Annotated in this window: 19 protein-coding genes and 1 tRNA gene; 11 read left to right on the top strand and 9 right to left on the bottom strand. The window is 41.6% G+C overall.

Annotated elements, in window-relative coordinates; translation table 11 throughout:
- Positions 1 to 72 precede the first annotated feature (72 nt).
- Both LCH52_09685 and LCH52_09680 read left to right on the top strand, forming a co-directional pair.
- A complete protein-coding gene (locus LCH52_09685) occupies positions 73 to 1,674 on the top strand; it encodes a HAMP domain-containing histidine kinase (protein MCA0388752.1) in 1,602 nt (533 codons plus the stop codon).
- Positions 1,652 to 2,335: a response regulator transcription factor gene (locus tag LCH52_09680; protein MCA0388751.1), complete on the top strand. Its 684-nt coding sequence runs from the start codon at positions 1,652 to 1,654 to the stop codon at positions 2,333 to 2,335. Before LCH52_09685 ends, LCH52_09680 begins: the two co-directional genes overlap by 23 nt.
- Here the strand turns inward: LCH52_09680 and LCH52_09675 are convergent.
- The 3 genes from LCH52_09675 to LCH52_09665 form a co-directional block, all read right to left on the bottom strand.
- Positions 2,332 to 3,537 carry a hypothetical protein gene (locus LCH52_09675; protein MCA0388750.1) on the bottom strand — a complete coding sequence of 402 codons (1,206 nt, stop codon included), beginning with the start codon at positions 3,535 to 3,537 and terminating at the stop codon, positions 2,332 to 2,334. The genes LCH52_09680 and LCH52_09675 overlap by 4 nt on opposite strands.
- Positions 3,538 to 3,626: 89 nt before the next feature.
- Positions 3,627 to 3,878 (bottom strand): hypothetical protein, encoded by a 252-nt coding sequence (locus LCH52_09670; protein MCA0388749.1) that lies wholly within the window; start codon positions 3,876 to 3,878, stop codon positions 3,627 to 3,629.
- A 103-nt stretch (positions 3,879 to 3,981) separates the two neighbouring features.
- Entirely contained in the window at positions 3,982 to 6,009 is a 2,028-nt protein-coding gene (locus LCH52_09665; GenBank protein ID MCA0388748.1) for a hypothetical protein, read from the bottom strand.
- Positions 6,010 to 6,336: 327 nt separating this feature from the next.
- On the opposite strand from LCH52_09665, the gene LCH52_09660 reads away from it, so the two are divergent.
- The 5 genes from LCH52_09660 (at position 6,337) to LCH52_09640 (ending at position 9,426) form a co-directional block, all read left to right on the top strand.
- Positions 6,337 to 7,149, top strand: coding sequence for a MotA/TolQ/ExbB proton channel family protein (locus tag LCH52_09660; GenBank protein MCA0388747.1), 813 nt, complete (start codon positions 6,337 to 6,339; stop codon positions 7,147 to 7,149).
- Positions 7,150 to 7,165: 16 nt separating this feature from the next.
- Complete coding sequence (locus LCH52_09655; GenBank protein ID MCA0388746.1) at positions 7,166 to 7,795, top strand: biopolymer transporter ExbD; 630 nt, start codon at positions 7,166 to 7,168, stop codon at positions 7,793 to 7,795.
- Between the two features lie 16 nt (positions 7,796 to 7,811).
- Positions 7,812 to 8,393, top strand: coding sequence for a biopolymer transporter ExbD (locus LCH52_09650; GenBank protein ID MCA0388745.1), 582 nt, complete (start codon positions 7,812 to 7,814; stop codon positions 8,391 to 8,393).
- 9 nt (positions 8,394 to 8,402) lie between these two features.
- Complete coding sequence (locus tag LCH52_09645; protein ID MCA0388744.1) at positions 8,403 to 9,245, top strand: energy transducer TonB; 843 nt, start codon at positions 8,403 to 8,405, stop codon at positions 9,243 to 9,245.
- Positions 9,246 to 9,354: 109 nt separating this feature from the next.
- Positions 9,355 to 9,426: transfer RNA gene (locus tag LCH52_09640), tRNA-Arg, on the top strand.
- Between the two features lie 51 nt (positions 9,427 to 9,477).
- Here LCH52_09640 and arsM read toward each other — a convergent pair.
- Positions 9,478 to 10,284, bottom strand: coding sequence for an arsenite methyltransferase (arsM, locus tag LCH52_09635; protein ID MCA0388743.1), 807 nt, complete (start codon positions 10,282 to 10,284; stop codon positions 9,478 to 9,480).
- A 24-nt stretch (positions 10,285 to 10,308) separates the two neighbouring features.
- Positions 10,309 to 10,626 (bottom strand): metalloregulator ArsR/SmtB family transcription factor, encoded by a 318-nt coding sequence (locus LCH52_09630; GenBank protein MCA0388742.1) that lies wholly within the window; start codon positions 10,624 to 10,626, stop codon positions 10,309 to 10,311.
- A gap of 142 nt (positions 10,627 to 10,768) precedes the next feature.
- On the opposite strand from LCH52_09630, the gene LCH52_09625 reads away from it, so the two are divergent.
- Positions 10,769 to 11,380, top strand: coding sequence for a TetR/AcrR family transcriptional regulator (locus LCH52_09625; GenBank protein MCA0388741.1), 612 nt, complete (start codon positions 10,769 to 10,771; stop codon positions 11,378 to 11,380).
- A 73-nt stretch (positions 11,381 to 11,453) separates the two neighbouring features.
- Positions 11,454 to 13,814, top strand: coding sequence for a TonB-dependent receptor (locus LCH52_09620; protein ID MCA0388740.1), 2,361 nt, complete (start codon positions 11,454 to 11,456; stop codon positions 13,812 to 13,814).
- 57 nt (positions 13,815 to 13,871) lie between these two features.
- Here LCH52_09620 and LCH52_09615 read toward each other — a convergent pair whose 3' ends face one another.
- Genes LCH52_09615 through LCH52_09600 form a run of 4 tightly spaced genes read right to left on the bottom strand, consistent with a single transcriptional unit; the run spans position 13,872 to position 19,055 of the window.
- Positions 13,872 to 14,624, bottom strand: a complete 753-nt coding sequence (locus LCH52_09615) for a TIGR00266 family protein (GenBank protein MCA0388739.1) — start codon at positions 14,622 to 14,624, stop codon at positions 13,872 to 13,874.
- Positions 14,625 to 14,651: 27 nt separating this feature from the next.
- Positions 14,652 to 15,299, bottom strand: a complete 648-nt coding sequence (gene msrA / locus LCH52_09610) for a peptide-methionine (S)-S-oxide reductase MsrA (protein ID MCA0388738.1) — start codon at positions 15,297 to 15,299, stop codon at positions 14,652 to 14,654.
- Positions 15,289 to 16,476 (bottom strand): GAF domain-containing protein, encoded by a 1,188-nt coding sequence (locus tag LCH52_09605; protein MCA0388737.1) that lies wholly within the window; start codon positions 16,474 to 16,476, stop codon positions 15,289 to 15,291. Before LCH52_09605 ends, msrA begins: the two co-directional genes overlap by 11 nt.
- 56 nt (positions 16,477 to 16,532) lie before the next feature.
- Complete coding sequence (locus LCH52_09600) at positions 16,533 to 19,055, bottom strand: prolyl oligopeptidase family serine peptidase (protein MCA0388736.1); 2,523 nt, start codon at positions 19,053 to 19,055, stop codon at positions 16,533 to 16,535.
- Positions 19,056 to 19,289: 234 nt separating this feature from the next.
- On the opposite strand from LCH52_09600, the gene LCH52_09595 reads away from it, so the two are divergent.
- Both LCH52_09595 and LCH52_09590 read left to right on the top strand, forming a co-directional pair.
- The gene (locus tag LCH52_09595) at positions 19,290 to 19,517 is read left to right on the top strand and encodes a hypothetical protein (GenBank protein MCA0388735.1); all 228 of its coding nucleotides are present in this window, start codon (positions 19,290 to 19,292) and stop codon (positions 19,515 to 19,517) included.
- Complete coding sequence (locus tag LCH52_09590; GenBank protein ID MCA0388734.1) at positions 19,501 to 20,505, top strand: substrate-binding domain-containing protein; 1,005 nt, start codon at positions 19,501 to 19,503, stop codon at positions 20,503 to 20,505. The genes LCH52_09595 and LCH52_09590 overlap by 17 nt, the downstream gene beginning before the upstream one ends.
- The last annotated feature ends 12 nt before the right edge of the window (positions 20,506 to 20,517 follow it).

Genomic DNA, 20,517 nt, shown 5'->3' with positions numbered 1-20,517 from the left:
ACAATGGACAATTATTTCTATTTTTGTGGTTGTATGAAGAGAAAATTTGTAATATCAGAGTATCCGAGATAAATGAGAACACCCGAAAACCGGTTCGCCATAATTTTGTTTGTTGCGATACTGCTCCCTTCTATCATGTACTCGGCGTATGAATTCACAAAATTGAATCAGAACGAGGAGCAGATACTCCAGATATACAACAGTCAGCTTGAAGCTGTTCTATTCTCAATAAACCAGTATTCCGAGGATGTACTTACAAGTTGGGCAGTTAAATTGCGAAATGCTCTTTCTTCCGGAAGGACAGATGAGGTCAATGTAACACTCAACGATTTTCTTAAAGACAAACCGCCTGTAAAATATATCAGCATCATTTCCGGCACTTCAAATTACATTTATCCACCCTCGAGAAGTGACTCCCTCTATCGTCTTGTGGATTCCGTAATTCAACTCAGAAGGCCCAAGCTCGACCGGTTGAAGGTATTCCTTAAACAGGGATATTCGAAGCTTGAGCCGTTCTATGTCCCGTTAGATACACCCTTGGTTTCTCTTTACTTTGTACCCGATACCCTGAATGGCAGTAATCTGCTCTATGGAATTCTGATTCAACCTGAAAATTTTGTAAGGGACATTCTTAAAAACAAGGTTCAGCAGGTTGCAGGTAACGATTTCACCATCCCGGTCATCAACGGTGTCAGGGATTCGATTATTGCCGGTCCCGACTCGCTTCTGGCATCTCAGTTCACCATCAGAAAAGAACTTTGGTTTCTACCCGGCTATTATATTGGCATCAGTCCCAAAGGAAAGACAATCGATGAGCTGGTATATGAGCGGGCGTGGAGAAGCTATGCTCTGATTTTCATATTAAACCTGGTCATTATTGTCGGTGTATGGGTAGTGTTTAAAAACATTAAAAAAGCGTTTGAGCTTGTCAGGCTTAAAAGTGATTTTGTCTCAAATGTATCTCATGAACTTCGAACGCCTTTGGCTTTGATTTCGATGTTCTCTGAAACCCTGGAGCTCGGGAGGGTTCGGAGTGACAGCCGGCGGGAGGAATATTACAAAATCATCAGCCAGGAAGCACAAAGACTTTCAAAAATTGTAAACAGGCTACTGAATTTTTCACAGACTGAAGCCGGGAAGAGGAAATACCACTTCGATTATGTAGATGTGAACGATGTATGTGCAAAAGTTTACGAGACCTACAAGTTTCACCTTGAGCATAACGGATTCAAATTCAGCTATTTCGAGGGGAAGGATATCCCCGTTATAATTGCCGATTATGAAGCACTTTCCGAAACTGTAATCAACCTTATCGATAATGCGGCAAAATACAGCCGTGACAAAAAAAATATTGAATTACACACCGGATATTCAGAATCAGGTGTTTTTATTGAAGTAAGAGACCAAGGGATCGGAATCAAGGAAAAACACCAGAAAAAGATTTTTGAGAAATTTTACCGTGAGAACACCGGGCCCGTTCACAACACAAAAGGAGCAGGTCTCGGGCTGAGTCTTGTAAAGCACATTATGGAAGATCATAAAGGTAAAATTGAACTTTTCAGCACTTATGGGAGAGGAAGCATGTTTCGTCTTCTTTTTCCTCTAAAAGCCAATCAAAAATTGCAACAATCATTAAATAATGGCATCGAAAATGATAAAGATATTAATAGTTGAAGACGAACCTAATATGCGTATGGGATTGCGGGACAATCTCGAGTTCGAAGGGTATGAAGTGGATCTCGCCTCGGATGGTGAGGAAGGGCTTGAAAAAGCCACTACAGAAAAATACAGCCTGATTCTGCTGGATGTGATGTTGCCAAAAGTTTCCGGGTTTGAAATATGCAAACAGGCGAGGGCAAAAGGAGTAAAAACCCCGATTATTCTGATTACAGCGAAAGGGGAGGAGATAGACAAGGTTCTTGGTCTCGAACTTGGAGCCGATGATTATGTGACAAAGCCTTTCAGCCTTAGGGAGCTGCTTGCACGAATAAAAGCGGTATTGAGGAGAGGGACAGGTGAAACCGAGCCCGAGGATGAAGCCGATATCGGACTTCTCCATGTTAACTTTAAGACCTATTCCGCATTTGTTGACGGGAAACCCGTTCAGATGTCACACAAGGAGTATGAGATACTTAAATACTTGTGGCAGAACAAAAACAACACAGTAAGTCGGGACAATCTTCTTAACGACATATGGGGTTACGAAGAAAACCCCACAACGAGAACTGTGGACAATTTTATTCTGAAACTACGACAAAAAATCGAAGTGGACTCGAATCACCCGAAGATAATTTTGACAGTTCACGGAATTGGATACAAACTAATAACAAATTAGTCTGTGTAGAATATCTGTTTCAGCCTTCTGATTTTGTAGAGAGCAGAAAGCAGGAAATCCTGAATTGACTGGAACTCAAGCAGGTCTTTGATGACGAATGCTTCGGCAAAGACGAGAATGTCTTCATTCAGTTCCATGATACGGCGGTTTATTGGCTCCCATTGTGTCTTGAAGAGATAACCTTCTCTCGCCCATGCCTCCTGTTTAAGGAGGTTTTTTATGCGGGCATCCATGCTCAGAGACCCGATTCCGTGTCCATTATCTGAAAGATCGAACGATTTTATTTCATAGAAGCGGAAGTTGTCGGCTCTGACCGAGAGTTGTGCAATATCTTTCAGGTAGAGGTCTTTATAGCATACCCACCTTATTTCCTCAAGATTTTTGGTCTCGGGGGGGAGTGAATTCAGCACCTCGAGTGTTCTGTCAGCATACTTTGAAAGTACAGGATGATTTTTCTCCTGCAAATTTTCCAAAGCGAATATAATTGACCCGTTGTTTATACCGATTCCTCTCTCGTCGAGAAATTCCGAAACATATTTTATAATCAAATCGTAATGGTTGGTAAGTATCGCAATTCCTTCCCTCAGTTCCGAAGGGATGAACTTTTTAATAAACTCTTCGTACCTGTCAAATCCGTAATGAATTCCATAATCGTCCACAGCTTTGTAGAGGATATCCTCGATGAGATCATGGCCCACAGCAATGGCGGAATATAATTTTGAACCCGGATCATTTATGTTTATGATCGAAGCTATGGCACCTACTCTGTTGACATGTGCAGCAGAAGGGAGGCCGCATTTTCTAAACATGCGGTATTTTCTGAACTGCTCGAACACCTTAAAGGCGAAACCAGAGTATTCCCCGTAAAACTCATCGATATACTTTATATCAGGAGTCTGTCCAGTCAGGAGCTGGCTGTGGAGATACTGATATGATACTGTGTTTTCAACTTTGGAACGGGCATCCGAGATATCTGTGGGAGCTTCATAAATGTGAGCCCTTACATTCTTTCCGGAGATAAGATTTTGGCCAAGGTATATCTCGATATCTTTCATCGCAATCTTCGCAAGGTCAATAGGATAGAGTCTTGACAGCAGATTGTAGTCAGGTACCTGAAGTTGTTTTAGGGCGGTAAGAATTTCTTTGGCAATGGCAAACCGCTTATCATCGATTAGAGCTTTTATTTCTCGCGAGTATCGCATAATATAATCCAAAAAATTAAACCCAATAAAAGAAAAATTCTTTAAAAAAGCAAAGCCCCTCTCGGGGGCTCATAAACTTGTAAGTGGAATCACCGGAATTTTATTTCGTGATCATCCTTCTTACTCCTTGGGAGGATCGGCTCTATTTTGTCATCCAGCAGAATTTTTCTCTCAATCGAATCAGGGTCTTCCATTACAACACCGGCAGCCGACTGCTCAACTGAATGGTCAACTCTGTTCCGGGAAATTTGCTGATATAAGATAACTCCAAGGATGACCATGAAGGAAATACCAAAGACAATCAACAAAAGCAGATTCAATCCTGATGATAGCTGGTCCATGCTTCAGCCTCCGAAGAGAAATTTTTGATTAATTGGGAAAAAACTCGATTAATACCACAATGTACGAAAAAAAAATATGTTTGTCAATAGACAAGTGCTTCGATTAAAAGAGGATCGAACTGAGGAGGCCCTCTTTATATTGGCTTTTTACACTCTTGTCAATCGGGTATGCCAGGTTGTTGTCGATGTACTTCAGGAAGTCCAATCCTCCTTCAGATGCTTCGAATTCACCATTCGCTGCGATGAAAGCCCAGTCACCGGACCCGAAGAAATAGAGTGTTCCAAGCTGGTTTCCGGTGGCGACATCCAATATGTAAAGCCCTCTGTCTGCAGAGGAGGCGAGAAGCAACTTAGAATTTCCGGAGAATTCAAGGGCATCAATTGGACCAAATGCGATGTCCACCATCCTGGGTGCCAGGGTGTCGAACACTTTCTGAATAAAGAAATAGTTGGTGTTTTCGCTCGAAACAGCAACATATTCACCTGACGGTGAGAATGCAACCAGAGAAGAAGAATTCTGATAGTTTAACCGACCCGCTTTTTTGGAAAAATTTTCTGTGTTGAAAAAATTGAGGTCGCCATTTCCTGAGGTGGAAACAAGTTCTTTACCCTTTTTAATAAAACTGATACCTGTGACGGGTGAGTTGAAATCACCGAATTTTTTAATAAGGCTTTCAGAATTGATGTCCCACAAGTAAATATTACCTTCTACTCCACCTGCTGCCATCAATTTCCCGTCATCGCTTACAGAGATGGTACCTATCGATTTTTGTGGACCGGAAAAAGTTTTTAATCTGCTCCCATCCATAATATCCCAGAATTTGATCGTATGATTTTCTGACTCGGCGGCAAGCTGACGGTCCGTTTTACTCCATTTAATCACATTAATAAATGTACCCGGCTTCCCCGAAATGGTATTGATTTCAGTTGCATCAGAGGTGTTGTAAATTCTGATCGTCTCATCCATTGTGCCATATGCAAAATGAGTGCCTGACGGAGAAATGTCCATGGCTGAAATTAAGCCGTCCCAGGTTTGCAGATATTTTCGTGGCTCACTGCTAAATTTATTCCATATGTGAAAAGAAGAATTGTTGGTAGCCATCAAAAGTATTGAATTATCAGCGCTGAATTTTATTTGCGTAACCTTTTCAACAACAGGTTCATGAGAGTTAATAACTTTTTGAGATGGGATTTCAAACTGCACTACTGATTTATCAAAATAAGCGACTGCGAGTTTTTTGTCGTCACCTGAGATTGCTATCGCAGTTATGTCTCCCATCGGTTTGTGCGAAAAAACTTCGGATTTATTTACCAGGTCATATCCTGAAATTTTAATATCACTCAGGAAATAAACAAAAAAGTTTGAATTGTTGAAAAATGCAACTCTTGGGGGCAATCCTGTCTCACCCCTTGTGCTGAAAACAATCGACTTGTTGCTCACATTCCAGACATAGATTACAGAATCGTCAGTAATTCCAGCCAGGTATTTGCCGTCGGGTGAGAATATGAGCTCATGAAAACTGTTTTTTGAGCTCTGATACATTTTCCCAATTACCGAGAGGTCTTCACCGTTTATAAGGAAGACTTCACCCGATGGATCAGCAACAGCAAAAATTTCTACATCTTTTTGAAAATTGATTGCGGCAATATCTGCAACAGGGAGGGTGCCTCTTTCCACAGGGCTATCGTCTTCTTCAAGATCGCATGTAAAAAGCTTCGAATCCGGAGTTACGAAGAGGAGGACACTTTCAGATTTATCCAGAAACATGTCTGATTTATAACCACCGGGAATTTCAGCATTTAAAAGCTGTTCACCAGTCAACCAGTCCCACACCGAGAAGGAATTATCCTCCGATCTGCTGATGATTCTTTTATTTCCATCGGCAACATTAAATGAAACCACAGCCTTTCCATGACCGCCAAAGATATTCAACTGGTCGAGTGTGGCTGCGTCCCACATAATGATCGTGTTATCTTCTGATGAAGAAAAAATAAACCTGCCATCACCGGAAAATGCAAGAGCATTGATCGTGCCTGCGTGACCGAGTTGAGGGAGTATATATCCTTTTTGTGCTGCAATTGTAATACATGCAGCGATAACTATAAAAAATAATTTACGGGTTTTTGGCATATTACGGTTAAAAAAAATAAAATCCTGAATATGAAAATGTAATTTAAGATTCCCCGGGACATTTGAATTGACCGAAGTCACTTTCTTTCGGTAAACTGAAAATTTTGTCAGATTCCGGGTCGACATTTCGGTTTATCCGGCATTTTAGCCGTCCATTTGGAAAAGTAAGATACAAAAAAAAAAGTTGAATAAAAATCGAATTAACGAATAAATGTTTTTTTCGTTATCTTAAAAATTGTTAATTTTATACTCGTATGAATGAAACATTTTTATTCGAAACATTTTCAGAATTAAACAAGTATAATTAACCAGATATAGGAGTTAACTGTGAGTAAACAATCACCTCTAAAAGCATTCTTTTCGGGATTTGCAGCTGTTGCCATTCCTGTGCTTTTTGTAATTGCAGTTTTGATTTACATGTTCGTAATGGGTAACCCGGAGAATTTCCAGGGAAATGATCCTTCGAAGGATCCTAAAGTTGGAAATTACCTCGGAATGGTTTATAAAGGCGGTTTTATTGTACCGATTCTTATGACCATGTTCCTTTCAGTATGGACATTCGCTGTAGAGAGATTTATAGTAATCCGTAAAGCAAGAGGAAAAGGAAATGTCGCTAATTTTATAGCTAAAGTCTATTCACTTCTTTCAGGCAAGGAAGCTGATCTTGAAGTGGCTATCAATGAATGTGACAAACAGAGAGGTTCAGTAGCCAATGTTGTAAAAGCCGGTCTTCTCAAATACAAAGAAATGTTGAATGAAACCGGACTTACAAAGGATCAAAAAGTTGTTGCAATCAAACAGGAATTTGAAGAAGCTACATCACTTGAGCTTCCTGTTCTCGAACAGAATCTCGTAATCCTGTCGACACTTGCAAACCTTTCGACCCTCGTTGGTCTTTTGGGAACAGTATTGGGTATGATCAGAGCGTTCGCCGCTCTTGCAAACGCAGGTGCACCTGATGCATCAGCTCTTGCAACAGGTATTTCTGAGGCGCTCATCAATACAGCTTTTGGTATCGGTTCATCAGCTTTCGCTATCGTGTTCTATAACTATTTCACGACCAAAATCGACAAAATGACTTATAGCATCGATGAAGCCGGTGTTGCCATTACACAGCAATTTATTGCAAAAAACAAATAAAAATGTGAGTTAACAAATGCCAAAGGTAAAAATACCTCGTAAGAGCACGCTGGTTGACATGACGGCTATGTGTGATGTGTCATTCTTGCTTCTTACATTTTTTATTTTGACAACCCAGTTCAAACCTGACGAGGCAGTAACTGTTCAGACTCCGGGGTCGATCTCAAAATCGAAGTTGCCGGATGTGGATGTGTTTACTATTACCATCGATTCAGCCGGAAGGACATTCTTCGGAATCTATAACCACGAAGTATTGAAAAAGACGGTAATGGCTGCCATGAACGACGCATATGATCTCGGGTTGACAAATGAAGAGATTAATGCTTTCGGAAAGATTGGAAGTTTCGGAACTTCTTTGAGTAACTTCAAAAAGTTGTTGAAAGCAGAATCTTTCGAGCGAAAGAACAAGGAGTTCATGGGTGGTATCCCCATCGACACAGCTAATAACGAGCTCGGAAAGTGGGTTACAAACAGTTTGGATGCCTGGTATATAATGCAGGGAGTCACGACTAAAAAAGTGCCCAGCGTTGCCATAAAAGGACATAAAAATGCAGGTTACCCCGTTATCAAGAGAATCATTGCGATTCTTCAGGAGGAAAACCTTAACAAGTTCAAGTTTGTAACAGAGCTGAAAGCTAAGAATTAGAAAAGGATATTGAAAAATGGCTGAACTGGATACCTCGGCGAAGGGGGGACATGGTAAAGGTAAAAAGAAAGGACCCAAGAAAGCGTCTACGCGTATAGACTTGACACCAATGGTGGATCTGGCTTTCTTGCTCGTTACTTTCTTTATGCTTACCACAACCTTCAGCAAGCCGCAAGTAATGGACATTGTGATGCCTGTTAAAGATAAAGAACAACAGGAGGAACAGAAAATAAATCAGACCGAGTTAAGGCAGAGTGAGGCTATGACCATCATCATTGGTGGTAAAGACACGCTCATCTATTATTTCGGTTTGGATACAGCTAAAACCGTATCGATACCTCAGTTCGAACCAAGGAACAAGGCTGCATACGAAAAATTAAGAGCTGATATTGCCAAAAAGCAAAATGAGCTTGAAACGGATGATGACCCGAAAACAAAGAAAACAAATTTGTTTGTTGTTATCAAACCTACTGATAAGTCGTCATATCAAAACCTGGTTGATGTGCTGGATATGATGAATTTTACTGAAGTGAAGAAATACGCCATAGTTGACGTTGCGGAGTCTGACTTGAGTATTTACAATAACCGTAAAAAGTGAGAGTGTAAAATGGCAAAAGTTGATTTAACTGATATAGTTTTTGCTCTGAAAAACAAGGAATACGGTGCCTATGTTTTTCGTAAACTATACGGCAAGTTCGTGACTATAGCTCTCATTATTACTGCACTTTTCTTTAGTACTGCAATCTCGATGCCGATGATTATCAACGCTATCGAGAAAAGTACTGCAAGCGACCAGAAGTCAGTAACGATGGATGTGAAAGCTCAACTCCAGAACATGAAGAAGCAGAAGGAGAAAGAGAAGAGAGAGACAGTCTTCAAAGAACAGGAGAAAAAAGCTCCTGAAAGAGCCTCTGTCAAATTTACTCCTCCTGTTATCAAGCCGGATGATCAGGTAAAAGAGGAAGCTCCTCCAACAGTTGAAGAACTGAAGGATAAAAATGTCGGTACTGTTACCCGTCAGGGTGTTGATGGTAACGGCGATATCCGTGGAGATGCTGATGTTGAATTTACCGATGGTCTCGATGACAAAAAACCCGATGTATCCAAGGAAGATGTGAAGAAAGACACGAAAGATGAAGTCTTTACATTTGCCGAAGAAATGCCTTCCTTCCCTGGTGGAGATGGTGCGCTGTATGCTTTCTTAGGACAGAATATAGCTTATCCTGAAATTGCCAAGAGAGCAGGCGTCGAGGGTCAGGTTATTGTTACCTTTACAGTATCAAAAACCGGTCAGATATCTTCTCCAAGAGTTGCCCGTGGTATCGGTGGTGGCTGCGACGAAGAAGCTCTTCGTGTGGTCATGATGATGCCCCGTTGGAATCCCGGTAAGCAAAACGGTCAGCCTGTGAATGTTCAGGTAACTGTTCCTATCAGATTCCAGTTGCAATAGTATCTCTAATCCGTAAAATCTGAGACAAAATTAAAAAGCCCCGGCAACCACCGGGGCTTTTTTAGGTAAATACGGTTTAATTTGTTAAATTTGCAGTCCGAATTATATTGCCCCCGTAGCTCAGTGGATAGAGCATTGGTTTCCGGAGCCATGTGCGCAGGTTCGATTCCTGCCGGGGGTACCGGGTTTTAGTTATGAGTTTTGATTTATTAGTTATTAGTTTTTTTCGAACTTATTTCTCGCCGACTACAGTAATACTGAATATTCCCGCACCACTCTCTCTGAACGCTTTTAATGCTGCCTCATCCAGATACTTTTGAAGTAATTCGTCAGGAAGTGTAATTCGTTTGCTTTTCTTTATTTCGATGTTTTTGAATCCCGCATTTTTTATGATCTCAAGATAATCTTCCTGCTGCAGGGCACCGGCGACACAGCCAGCATAGAGTGTTGCGGATTCTTTCAACTCGTCTCTGAGCTCACCTTGGAGCACCACATCTGACATGCAGAAATGTCCACCGGGTTTCATTGTTCTGTAAACTTCGCTGAATGCTTTCTCTTTGTCGGGTACGAGATTCAGTACACAGTTTGATACAATTACATCTGCCAGATTATCCTCGATTGGCATTTTTTCTATGTCTCCGAAGACAAATTCAACATTTTCATAACCGAGTTTGGTTTTGTTTTCGTTTGCTTTTTGAATCATCGCTTCTGTGAAGTCGAGTCCTATTATTCTTCCCCTTTCTCCAGCCAGTGCTCTTGCAACAAAAACATCGTTTCCTGCTCCCGAACCGAGATCAATCACGGTGTCACCCTCTTTTATACCGGCAAACTCGGTTGGTAAGCCGCACCCGAGGTTAAGGTCGGCATCCGGAGTGTAGCCGGGGAGATTTGTGTAGTCATCTGAAAAGACTGTGAAATCCTCTGTATCAGAGCAGCAGGAGCTTGTCTGCGGTCCACAGCAACTTGACTGTGTTGCATTGATGACGATTTTGGAATATCTGTCTTTAACTATGTTTTTCATTTTTTCGTTGTTGTTCATTGTTTTGTTCCTTTTATCAGGCTGTCAGCAACAGCCTATGTGAGTAAAAAGTTTGTCCATTGCCGTCTTGGCTTTGGCTAATGTTTCTTTATTGATACAGTAGCAGATTTTAGGTCCGTCAATCTCTCCCGTTATAAGTCCGATTCTCTTCAGCTCGCCAAGGTGTTGTGAGACTGTTGATTGCGAAAGGGGGAGTTGATCCACAAGACTGCCAACCATGCAACTGTTCATCCGGTTGAGTATTTTCAGGATATTTATTCGTGCCGGATGAGAAAGTGACTTTGCAATATCCGCAAGCCAGATCTCTTCATCGGTAAATTGTTCTTTTTTAGAAAATGCCATGGAATTCCTTAATTGTATATCGTAAATATACGATAGATAAAATTACGATGCAAGAAAAAATAAAAAAAAGTTCTTGACATGGATATGTTAAAATACTTAACTTTGCATATAAAATAAACACTGTTCAGTAAACGAGGCTTTTATGGGAATCAGCGAGCGAAAAGAGAGAGAAAAACATGAAAAAAGGAGGATGATTCTCGATACAGCCATACAACTGTTTATCGATGAAGGGTATGAGAATGTCTCAATAAGAAAGATTGCGGACAAAATCGAATATTCTCCCGCTACCATCTATCTCTATTTTCAGGACAAGGATGAGATACTGAGCAATCTTCAGCAGGAAGGTTTTGTGAAGTTTTACAATTTTCTTCGTCAGGCAGAATCTGTGACAGACCCCAGAGAAAGAGTGAAAGAACTCGGGAGGATGTATGTCAGGTTCGGTCTTGAGCACCCTGAATATTACGATCTGATGTTTATAGCCAGAGCTCCGATGAAAAAATACGGCGAAACAAAGGAGTGGACAGAGGGTCGCGAGAGTTTTATGGTGCTTCACCGTGCAGTGGAATATGCGATGGAAAAGGGAGTGGTAAAGAAGGGTCCTCCCATGCCGGTGGCTTTTGGACTCTGGTCCTTTGTTCACGGCATTGTTTCACTTGTAAACAGGCAAAGAGTAAATGAAGTTAAAGGTGATGACCTTCAGGCACTAATTAACAGCACAATTGATTCAATGTTAAATGAAGTAGTGCATACTTAAATTTTTTTGGCATAAAACTAAACAGTGTTAATTAAATAATCAATCATAATTAATCAAAAATAAAGAGGCAGCAATGCGTTTAATAGTTTTTTTAATACTTGTTACCGGACTGGTTTTCGGTCAGAACACAGGCAGTATATCAGGATTTGTGTATGATCAGGACACAAAACAACCATTGCCCGGGGTTACTGTCAGAGTTCTCGGCACTCAGCTTGGTGCCGTCACTGATTACAACGGAAAATACAAAGTCGATAAGATTCCGGAAGGAATCTACAGAGTGGAATTCTCATTCGTTGGTTATGGCACTCATCTCGAAAAGGACACACGGGTAATCCGCGAAAAAGTGACGGGTGTTCGTGAGGTCGAGCTTGTTCCGGCTCCGGTTGTAGGCAAGGAGGTTACCATCAGGGCAGGACTGTTCAATGATGACCAGAGCAATACGATCAACACTTTCGGGTATAACAGGGAAGAGATACTTAGAACACCGGGAGCAGGTGGAGATATCTTCAGAGCCATTGAGACTCTTCCCGGTGTCAGCAGCGCCGGAGGGGAATTTACAGCATTCTCGGTCAGAGGAGGAAGTCCAAAGGACAATATCATACTCGTGGACAATATCCCTTTTGACAGGATTGCTCACTTTGACAGAGGAAATGAAGATCAGGAAGTGCAGGGAGGCAGATTTTCGATCTTCACACCGGGAGTGATTGATGCGGCAACATTTCAGGCAGGCGGATTTGCATCGCGGTACGGCGGGAAAAATTCCTCGGTTGTCGACCTGAAATTGAAGGAGGGCAATTTTGACGGATTTACTGTGAACGGTACCTATGATATTCTTGGATGGGAAGTGAATTATGACGGTCCATCGTTTATCAACAAGAACACTTCGATTCTCTTTTCTGCAAGAAAACAGGATTTCAGAAATATTCTTCAGTGGACGGGCCAAAAAGAACTCGGCGATCCTTCCTTCATGGATATTCTTTTCAAGAGCACGACCCGGTTCGAAAATGGTAACAAAATAACAGTGGTGGGCATCTTCTCACCGGAACTGTTCGACCGAAACATTGACCATGTTTACGAAAGCGATAAGGCATTTGATACCGACCTTATTCGTCAAACAGAGACAAAAAGAGTTTTCGGCATCAATTGGAGAAGTCTGTTGGGGAGTAACAGTTATTTCACATTGACGGGTTATTACAAAAACAAAGATGTGGCGGTTACACTCGGAAGGGTAATCAACGATCCGGTTAATGGAATCCGGCCGGCAAAAGAGCAGGCCGGGATAGTTCAGGATCTTTACCGTAACAGCGGATTCGAAGAGGAAGCCGGTGTGAAATTCGAGTTCAATCACCAGTTCAGCAAACAACTTGGTGTATCCTCGGGATTCGAGATCAGCCAAATTTCAGCATCATACGATTTTATTCTTTCAAGGACTGATACCGTTTATACATTCGACAGGAATGATTTCAGACCAGACCCTTCAAAAAAATATTTGATCGTCACTCCCGGAATGGTGAACAATATCTTCAGTGACAATGCAGTAAATGGAAGTTTCTTTGCCGAATTGAACGGAAAGTTTGGACAGTCATTCAGCTACAATATTGGAGGAAGATATGAAAGAACAGGATTCAGCAAGTCAGACAATTTTTCACCAAGATTAAGTCTTGCGTGGTTTGCTGCCGAAAACATCAGAATCAACTTTGCCACCGGAGTTTATTATCAGGCACCCGATTTTCTGCTCATTACCGAATTCAACGGAAACAAATCGCTGAAGAATGAACGATCGATTCATTTTATCGGAGGTGTAACCGCATATCTCTCCGATGAATATAAATTAACGGTTGAACCCTACTATAAAGAATTTTCTGATCTGATCGTGAGACCCGACCGTACAACTCCCGCACGAATCAACGGTGGAAAAGGATGGGCAGCGGGTGTTGATATCTCAATCGTAAAAAGATTGACTGACAACTGGTACGGACAGATTAACTATTCCTGGTCACAAAGCAAACGAAATGATGACCTCGGTGAAGGGTGGTATAATTCAGACTTCAGTCAGCCAAATCTGTTCAATATTTTACTCGGTTACGAGTTCAACGAAGCATGGGCAGTTTCACTGAAGTGGAAGTATGCCACCGGAAGACCAAAAGACTCTTATACTTTTTATTCCGATGTAATGAACAATCCCGGCTATCTGAGATATTCAAAGGAAATAACCGGAAACAACTCTGAAAGATTCGATGATTTTCATACATTGAACCTGAGAGTTGATCACAGGTTGCAACTGGGGAAACTTGCACTGGTAATGTTTCTCGACATCTCGAATGCCTACAGCCGGTTAAATGTGAATGAAGAGAGATTTATCAATCGTGATGGTTCGATAGTGAAGAAGGGATTTCAGATACTACCGACTTTTGGATTGAAAGTTGAATTCTAAAAACAAAAAAAAAGGCGGTGAAGAGCCGCCTTTTTTTTATCTGCAATTTAGATCAGGTTAGTCTGAGCTACTGAAAGTAGTAGTGCTGGGTTTTGGAACTCTCGCAATAATTTTGTCAGCAAGTCTCGAGAAAGGGAGGCTCTGGATATAAACCGTTCCGGTACCTCTCAATGTGGCAAGAAAAATTCCTTCACCACCGAGGAACATCGTTTTCAGATTTCCGGCTCTTTCGATATCATAATCAATGCCTTCTGTAAAGGCAACAAGACAACCTGTATCGATTCTGAGAGTGTCGTTCTTCAGGTCTTTTCTGATTATGCTGCCACCACAGTTGATGAATGCTTTTCCGTCACCTTCGAGCTTCTGAAGAATAAAACCTTCACCGCCAAAGAAGCCTGCTCCAAGTTTTTTTGTAAAAGCAATGCTGACTTTTGTTCCCAATGCTGCAGCGAGGAAAGCATCACTCTGGCAAAAGAGTCTTCCACCGAACTCAGCAAGATCCACCGGAATAATTTTCCCGGGAACAGCCGAAGCAAAAGCAAGTCTTTTTTTACCACTACCGCGGTTGGTAAAATGTGTCATAAAAATGGATTCACCAGCGAGGGCTCTTTTACCTGCAGAAACGAGCTTTCCAAAAAAACCGCTGTTTGTATCACTTCCGTCTCCCATTTTGGCTTCAAACTCAATACCGCTTTCCATATAGCACATCGCACCTGCTTCAGCAATAACAGTTTCTCCGGGATCGAGCTCAACTTCGACCATTTGCAGATCATCGCCTATAATGGTGTAATCAATCTCATGTGATTTCATTTGTACTCCAGTTTGGTTAAAGTGTTGTTATTTGATTTTATCTTTAAATATTTTGTTAAATTTTTCGATTTTCGGTTTTATTACAAATGAGCAATAGGGCTGGTTCCCGTTTTCATCAAAATAATTCTGGTGATAGTCTTCAGCCACATAAAATTCCTGAGCCGGAGATATTTCCGTGACTATTTTGTCAGGAAAAATTCCTGATGAATCGAGTTCCTGTTTGTAGTGTTCAGCCAGTTTCCTTTGTTCCTCGTTATGGTAGAAAACCACAGAACGGTACTGGGTTCCGACATCATTTCCCTGACGGTTCAGAGTGGTGGGATCGTGAGTCTTCCAAAACACCTCCAAAAGTTCGGTGAATGAAACCACGGAAGGATCGTAGAAAATTCTGCACACTTCGGCGTGTCCGGTGTTTCCGTCACAAACCTGTTTGTATGAAGGATTTTTTACACTTCCTCCAGAATAACCGGAGATTACCTTTTCCACTCCTTTAAGACGCTGAAAGACTGCCTCCACACACCAAAAGCACCCTGCACCAAAAGTGGCTGTATCGAGTTTCGATTTGTCGACTGTCATTTTATCTCCGTATTTTTTTGTCTCCTCCTCCGGATTTCTCTGACAACCGGTAACAGGAAGAAGCATCAGGAAAAGGAAGAGAAAAAGCTTAATGGCCATTATTTTTTGCGAATTGTTCGGTATCATTAATTATTTTTCTGATTGAACCCTCGATCAAATCGAGCGATCGAATCAATTTGGAATCGTATAAATAGTCGGACCTCAAATTGTCAATAACCCCCAGCGGATTATTATGTGCCACAGCATCACGAATAATTCCGCTCATCTCGAAAATTGTAGCAAATTTTGTTTCACGCAATATTGTATCCTGTGCAATGTCAAGTTCCTTATATGCAACCTGAATTTCTTCAAGTTTGTTCCTGTAACTCTCTCTCAAAAGTGCATTTTCGAGCACTATCCCAACACCTGACGCAAGGGCTCCAAGATACGATTCATCGTCGTGGTCAAATTCACCCGATTTCTTATTCAACAACTGGATCACACCGATTACTTCGCCGTTAATGTTTTTCAAGGGATAACCGAGAATATTTTTGGTTCTGAACCCTGATTTTAGATCAAATTCCTTGTTAAATGCGGGATGTGAGTAAGGATCCGGGATAATCAACGGCTCACCGGAAGTGAATATTTCTCCGGCAACACCCTGATTCGATGGGAATCTGATTTCAGACGCCTTAAGTCCTATTCCTGTTCTCGACCAAAGCTGGTCTTTTTCCTTATCGTAGATGAAGACGGTTGCCCTCTCGACAGCAAGCACTTCAGCCGTCATCTTAATAATGTGGGCGAGAAGCTCGTCGAGGTCAGTGATGGAAGTAAGGGAGCGGGACAACTCGAGAAGCACAGTCAATCTTTTATTCACAAGAATCAGTTTATCGACTCCACTGTCAGGCTCGGCGGGTCTTATCGGCTCCGCTTCATCCTTGAAGAAGAGAGAGACAGCGTCCTTCAGCTTGGCAACGGTCAATGGATTCTGAATAAAATGGCTTATTTTACCTCCAAAAACTATCTCTCTCGTATCGTAGAAATAGGAGGAAATAACGATAACAGGTGCCGTTTCCCCCCTTGAGTGAACCGCGTCAATAAACTCGATTTCAGACATTGAGGGTTGGGAAATCTCCACGATAATCAGGTCGTACTTTTTTGAAGAAAGTTCGCTCAAATTTTGGGTGTTTTTAGCCAGGTGAAGGAGGTCGTGACTTCCTTCTCTGGCAAATTCGAGATATATATCAATTGAGCGGGGATTATCGGAAAACAGGGCGATTGATTTATAAAGACTCATATGCTTTATTTAGATTGATTAAAAAGAGATTTACAAGCCGCTAATATACATAAAAATTATTTTGAAGAGCCCTCATACAGGAAGTTCCACCATGCGGGATTTTTCTTCAAATATTTATCAAAATAAGCAAGAATTGTTTTTGACCAGTGTTTCCTTTTATCATAGTCAAGGATGTGATGGTCCTGCTTGTCAATTTCAATTAATTCCACATCTTTCCCCAGTAATTTTAGTGCGGTGTAGAATGTCATGCTTTCTCCGGGGGGTACATTTGTATCATCATTTCCGTGAAGAAGCAGAAGGGGAGTGTTCACTTTGTCGGCAGAAAAGAGAGGACTTTTATCGACATAAATATCTTTCCGATTCCAGGGGAAACTGTTCGCCGTTGCCACTGCAGAATAAACAAGTCCCCAGAATCCTTCACCCCAGTAACTCGACAGGGAACTTATACCGGCATGAGAGATTGCAGCAGCAAACATATCGGTCTTCGTTATCAATGACATTGTCATAAATCCGCCGTAGGAAGCGCCAATGCACCCAAGTCGGGTAGGGTCGACTGCCGAATACCTTTTCAACATTTCCTTGGTCCCTTCGATGATTTCCTGAGCCACCACTTCACCCCAGTCGTTTACATGGTATGCTGCAAATTGCTGACCGTAGCCAATTGCCCCCGAGGGTTGTACAATGAAAACAATATAGCCATTTGCAGTCCAGATGTTCTTAGGATACCGCCCTTCGAACAGGTTCGAAACAGGGGTGGTTCCGCCATAGTAATTCACGATGCAGGGGTACTTTTTATTCGGGTCATAATTTGGTGGGAAGAAAACCGCTCCCTCTATTGTTCTTCCTTTTCCGGAAGTGAAGGTAAATTCCTCATATTTTCCGGGAACAATGTCTTTATATGTGTTTTCATTCGGGTTGAATAAAAGTGTCGATTTTCCAGTCTTTGTATTATAGAGCCAGACCCGTTCGGGGTAGTCGGGATTTGAACCGCTGATTATGGCGTACCTGAATTTTTTGTCGAAATCGAGTTTTTCTACCGATTTCACAGGCAACTCAATTTTTTTAAATTTTCCGTCAGAGGAAAGGGAATAGAGTGATTTGTAACTTTTATCTGTGGTCAGAAGCCAGATAATGCCAGAATTGTCATCAAGATTGAAAGATGAAATGGCAGGATCAAATGTTTTTGTCAGGCATTCCACATTTTTAGATTTAAGATCATAACGGAAAAGGAGTGTGTTATAGTCGTTCGGGATAAGTTCGGGCGGGGTTGTTACTCCTGTATTCCCAAAAAGTGCGGGTCCGCCGGTGATGTAAAGTTGTGAATTGTTTGAGTTAAGCAGAGCTTCGCCACTGTAAAAAAGTCTGAAGAGGGAGTCGAGAGTGCCTGTTTCAAAATCATAAATAAAATGATCGGTGTACGAATAGGGGCGTCTCGTCATATCATAATCGGACCTGGTGAGGATAAGTTTTTTATTATCTTCGGAGAGGGAGGAGACAATCAGATTGTCGTCGAACCCGGTTATAGCAGAGGTAAGCCCTGTTTTAATGTCATACGAGAGTGTTTTATATTTATTCCTGAATCCCGGGGCTCTGTCCTGGATTCCCTTGTGTCTTTTTGCTCCGTTCTCGAACTGATCAACCTCCTTGTAAACAGTATAGAAGAGTTTGGAACCGTCTTTGCTGAAGAAAAATCCGGACAGATTTTCAATTCCCTCAATCAGGGTTTGAGTGGCTCCGTTTTTCATCGAGGCGAGATGGATGGAGGAAGTTTTATTTCCGCTCGAACTGTATGCATAAGAGTCATCTTTTACCCACTCAAATCCGGACACTGAAACAGTCCGCACCTGGCTTCCGGTTTCATTCTCAAAAATCAGAATATTCCTGTCAAATGAAGCCTTCGATTTGTTTCTTTGGCTGATTGCCACAGCCGAGAACTCGCCGTTCCCCGAAATTGACACACTCTGTATCTTTGGATCGTCCAGCAGTCTTTCGAACGAAGTATAGCGGGTCGGATCTGTTGTTGGAGTTATAAGAGTACCGGGTTCTTTGGGCTGTGTAAGAGAAACTTTCAGGTCTCTGTCGCCGGGTACATTGCCAACGCTAAGTATTTTAATAACAACAAGATGTTTCCCTGCTTCGAGGTTCAGGGGAATTGTGACAGATTTTGTGATGGAAGTGTCGGGGTCTGGTGCGTCGATATTCGATTTTTTACCCTCACTTCCGAAATAAACCCGGTATGGCATTCTGGAGGTAACCTTCATATCGGTTGAAGTAAAATCGGAAACCTCGAGATAAAAGGCTGCATAATAGATTGAATTTTTGCTCTTATCAACATTTTCAAGAAAATAAGGAGTCAGCACATCCCATTTATCCCGATCTGCGAGTAACCCGATTACGGGCAATATATTGTCACCATCTGAAAATACCGATTTAATTTCGGCATTCTTTTCTGTTTGGATAACCGGTCCGGTTGTTTTAAGGGGTCCGTAAACGAGAAAACTGTTTACTTTAATATCAACCGACTGGGTTAAAATTGTGGTCACACAAAAGACCAGCGTCAGGAGCAACTTTTTAAGCATCTCTTGTCTCATAATGAATGAATAAAGGGGGTGTGTAAAAATACAAAAAAGGAAGGTTATTGTACCGGAAAAAAAGTAAAAATGCCTTATAAAATGCATCATGAAAAGTTTATTATCTAAATTATTTTTTTTCTTCTGCTTATATTAATATTTGCCTTTAAAAAAATTACGAATTTTGATACCGCTTCAAATTAAAGGTTAAACGGTACCTTTTCAACACTAACCGGCGCGAAATTGTTTTCACAAGTTATCAGATATTTTGAAATGTTCATGGCACTCTTCTACATTGGTGCAGGTGTTGTGGTATATTTGGGATACATCCCGTTATTCGAGAATCTCTCGGATTATGAGCTGTATCTTATCTCGGGCGGACTGGTCGTCTATGGAACCTTCAGGATATACAGATCGTATAAGAGGATAATGGAGAGCCGCGAGGAAAACTCAAATGAAGAAGATCAATAGAGTTCTAGTATTATTTTTGGCAACAGTTGCCTTCCTTTTCACTTCCTGTGAAAATAAAATTTCAACCGGTCAGGCTGATGAACCCACGATGGGGAAAAAGAAGATCGCCGTTGATGAAACATTCAAACCTGTCTTTGAAGAACTTGAAAAACAGTTCGAAACACTCTACCCAAATGCTTTTCTCGACATCATTTATGCACCAGAATCAAAGGTGGTCGACCTTCTTCTCCAGGATTCCGTCCAGATCATTTTTATTGCCCGGGAGTTGAACGCAAAAGAAGCCGCAATTATGGCAAAAAGGGAAGTGGTTGCACGCAACACAAAAATTGCCTATGACGGAGTTGCAGTTCTGGTGAACAAGAATAACAAGCTTGGTGTCCTGACCCACGACGATCTTATGAGAATTTTCACCGGCAAGGTTACAAAATTTGACGAGATAAAAGAAGGTCTGGCAAAAGAACCGTTTTCTCTGGTTTTCGAGAACTCACTCGCCGGAACAGTAAATTTCTTTGCTGCCAGATATGGTGAAGATTTCCGTACTGCAAAAAATGTTTATGACCTTAAAACTCCAAAAGACCTTATCAGTCATGTTTCCACGAATACAGATGCAATTGGCTTCCTGAGCTCAATTTATGTGTACGATGATGCTGACACAAACAAAACGACTTTTATAAAAGATGTTAAAGTTCTCGATCTCGAAGTGGCTGATTCTGTTAAATCAGACCAAAAAGCAGTCGGTCCGTGGCAGTACTATGTTGCCCAAAGGTACGATCCCACTGTGAACACCGAAAGAGAACCACCCCTCTATCCGCTCGTCAGAAGTCTCACTTCAGTGAACTTTGAAGGCAGGGCAGGTTTAGGACAGGGATTTACCGCCTATGTGGCAAGCGAACCGGGACAGCGGACAGTGCTCAGATTTGGTCTGGTGCCTGCACGGATGCCCGTCAGAATCTTACAAATAACAAACGAAAATATTCAAATCAAGTAAAGCCGGAATATA

The organism is Bacteroidota bacterium (assembly GCA_020161395.1).
Classification (GTDB): domain Bacteria; phylum Bacteroidota; class Ignavibacteria; order Ignavibacteriales; family Ignavibacteriaceae; genus UTCHB3.
Note: the sequence above shows the minus strand (reverse complement) of the source record. Positions and strands in the feature narration are given on the sequence as shown.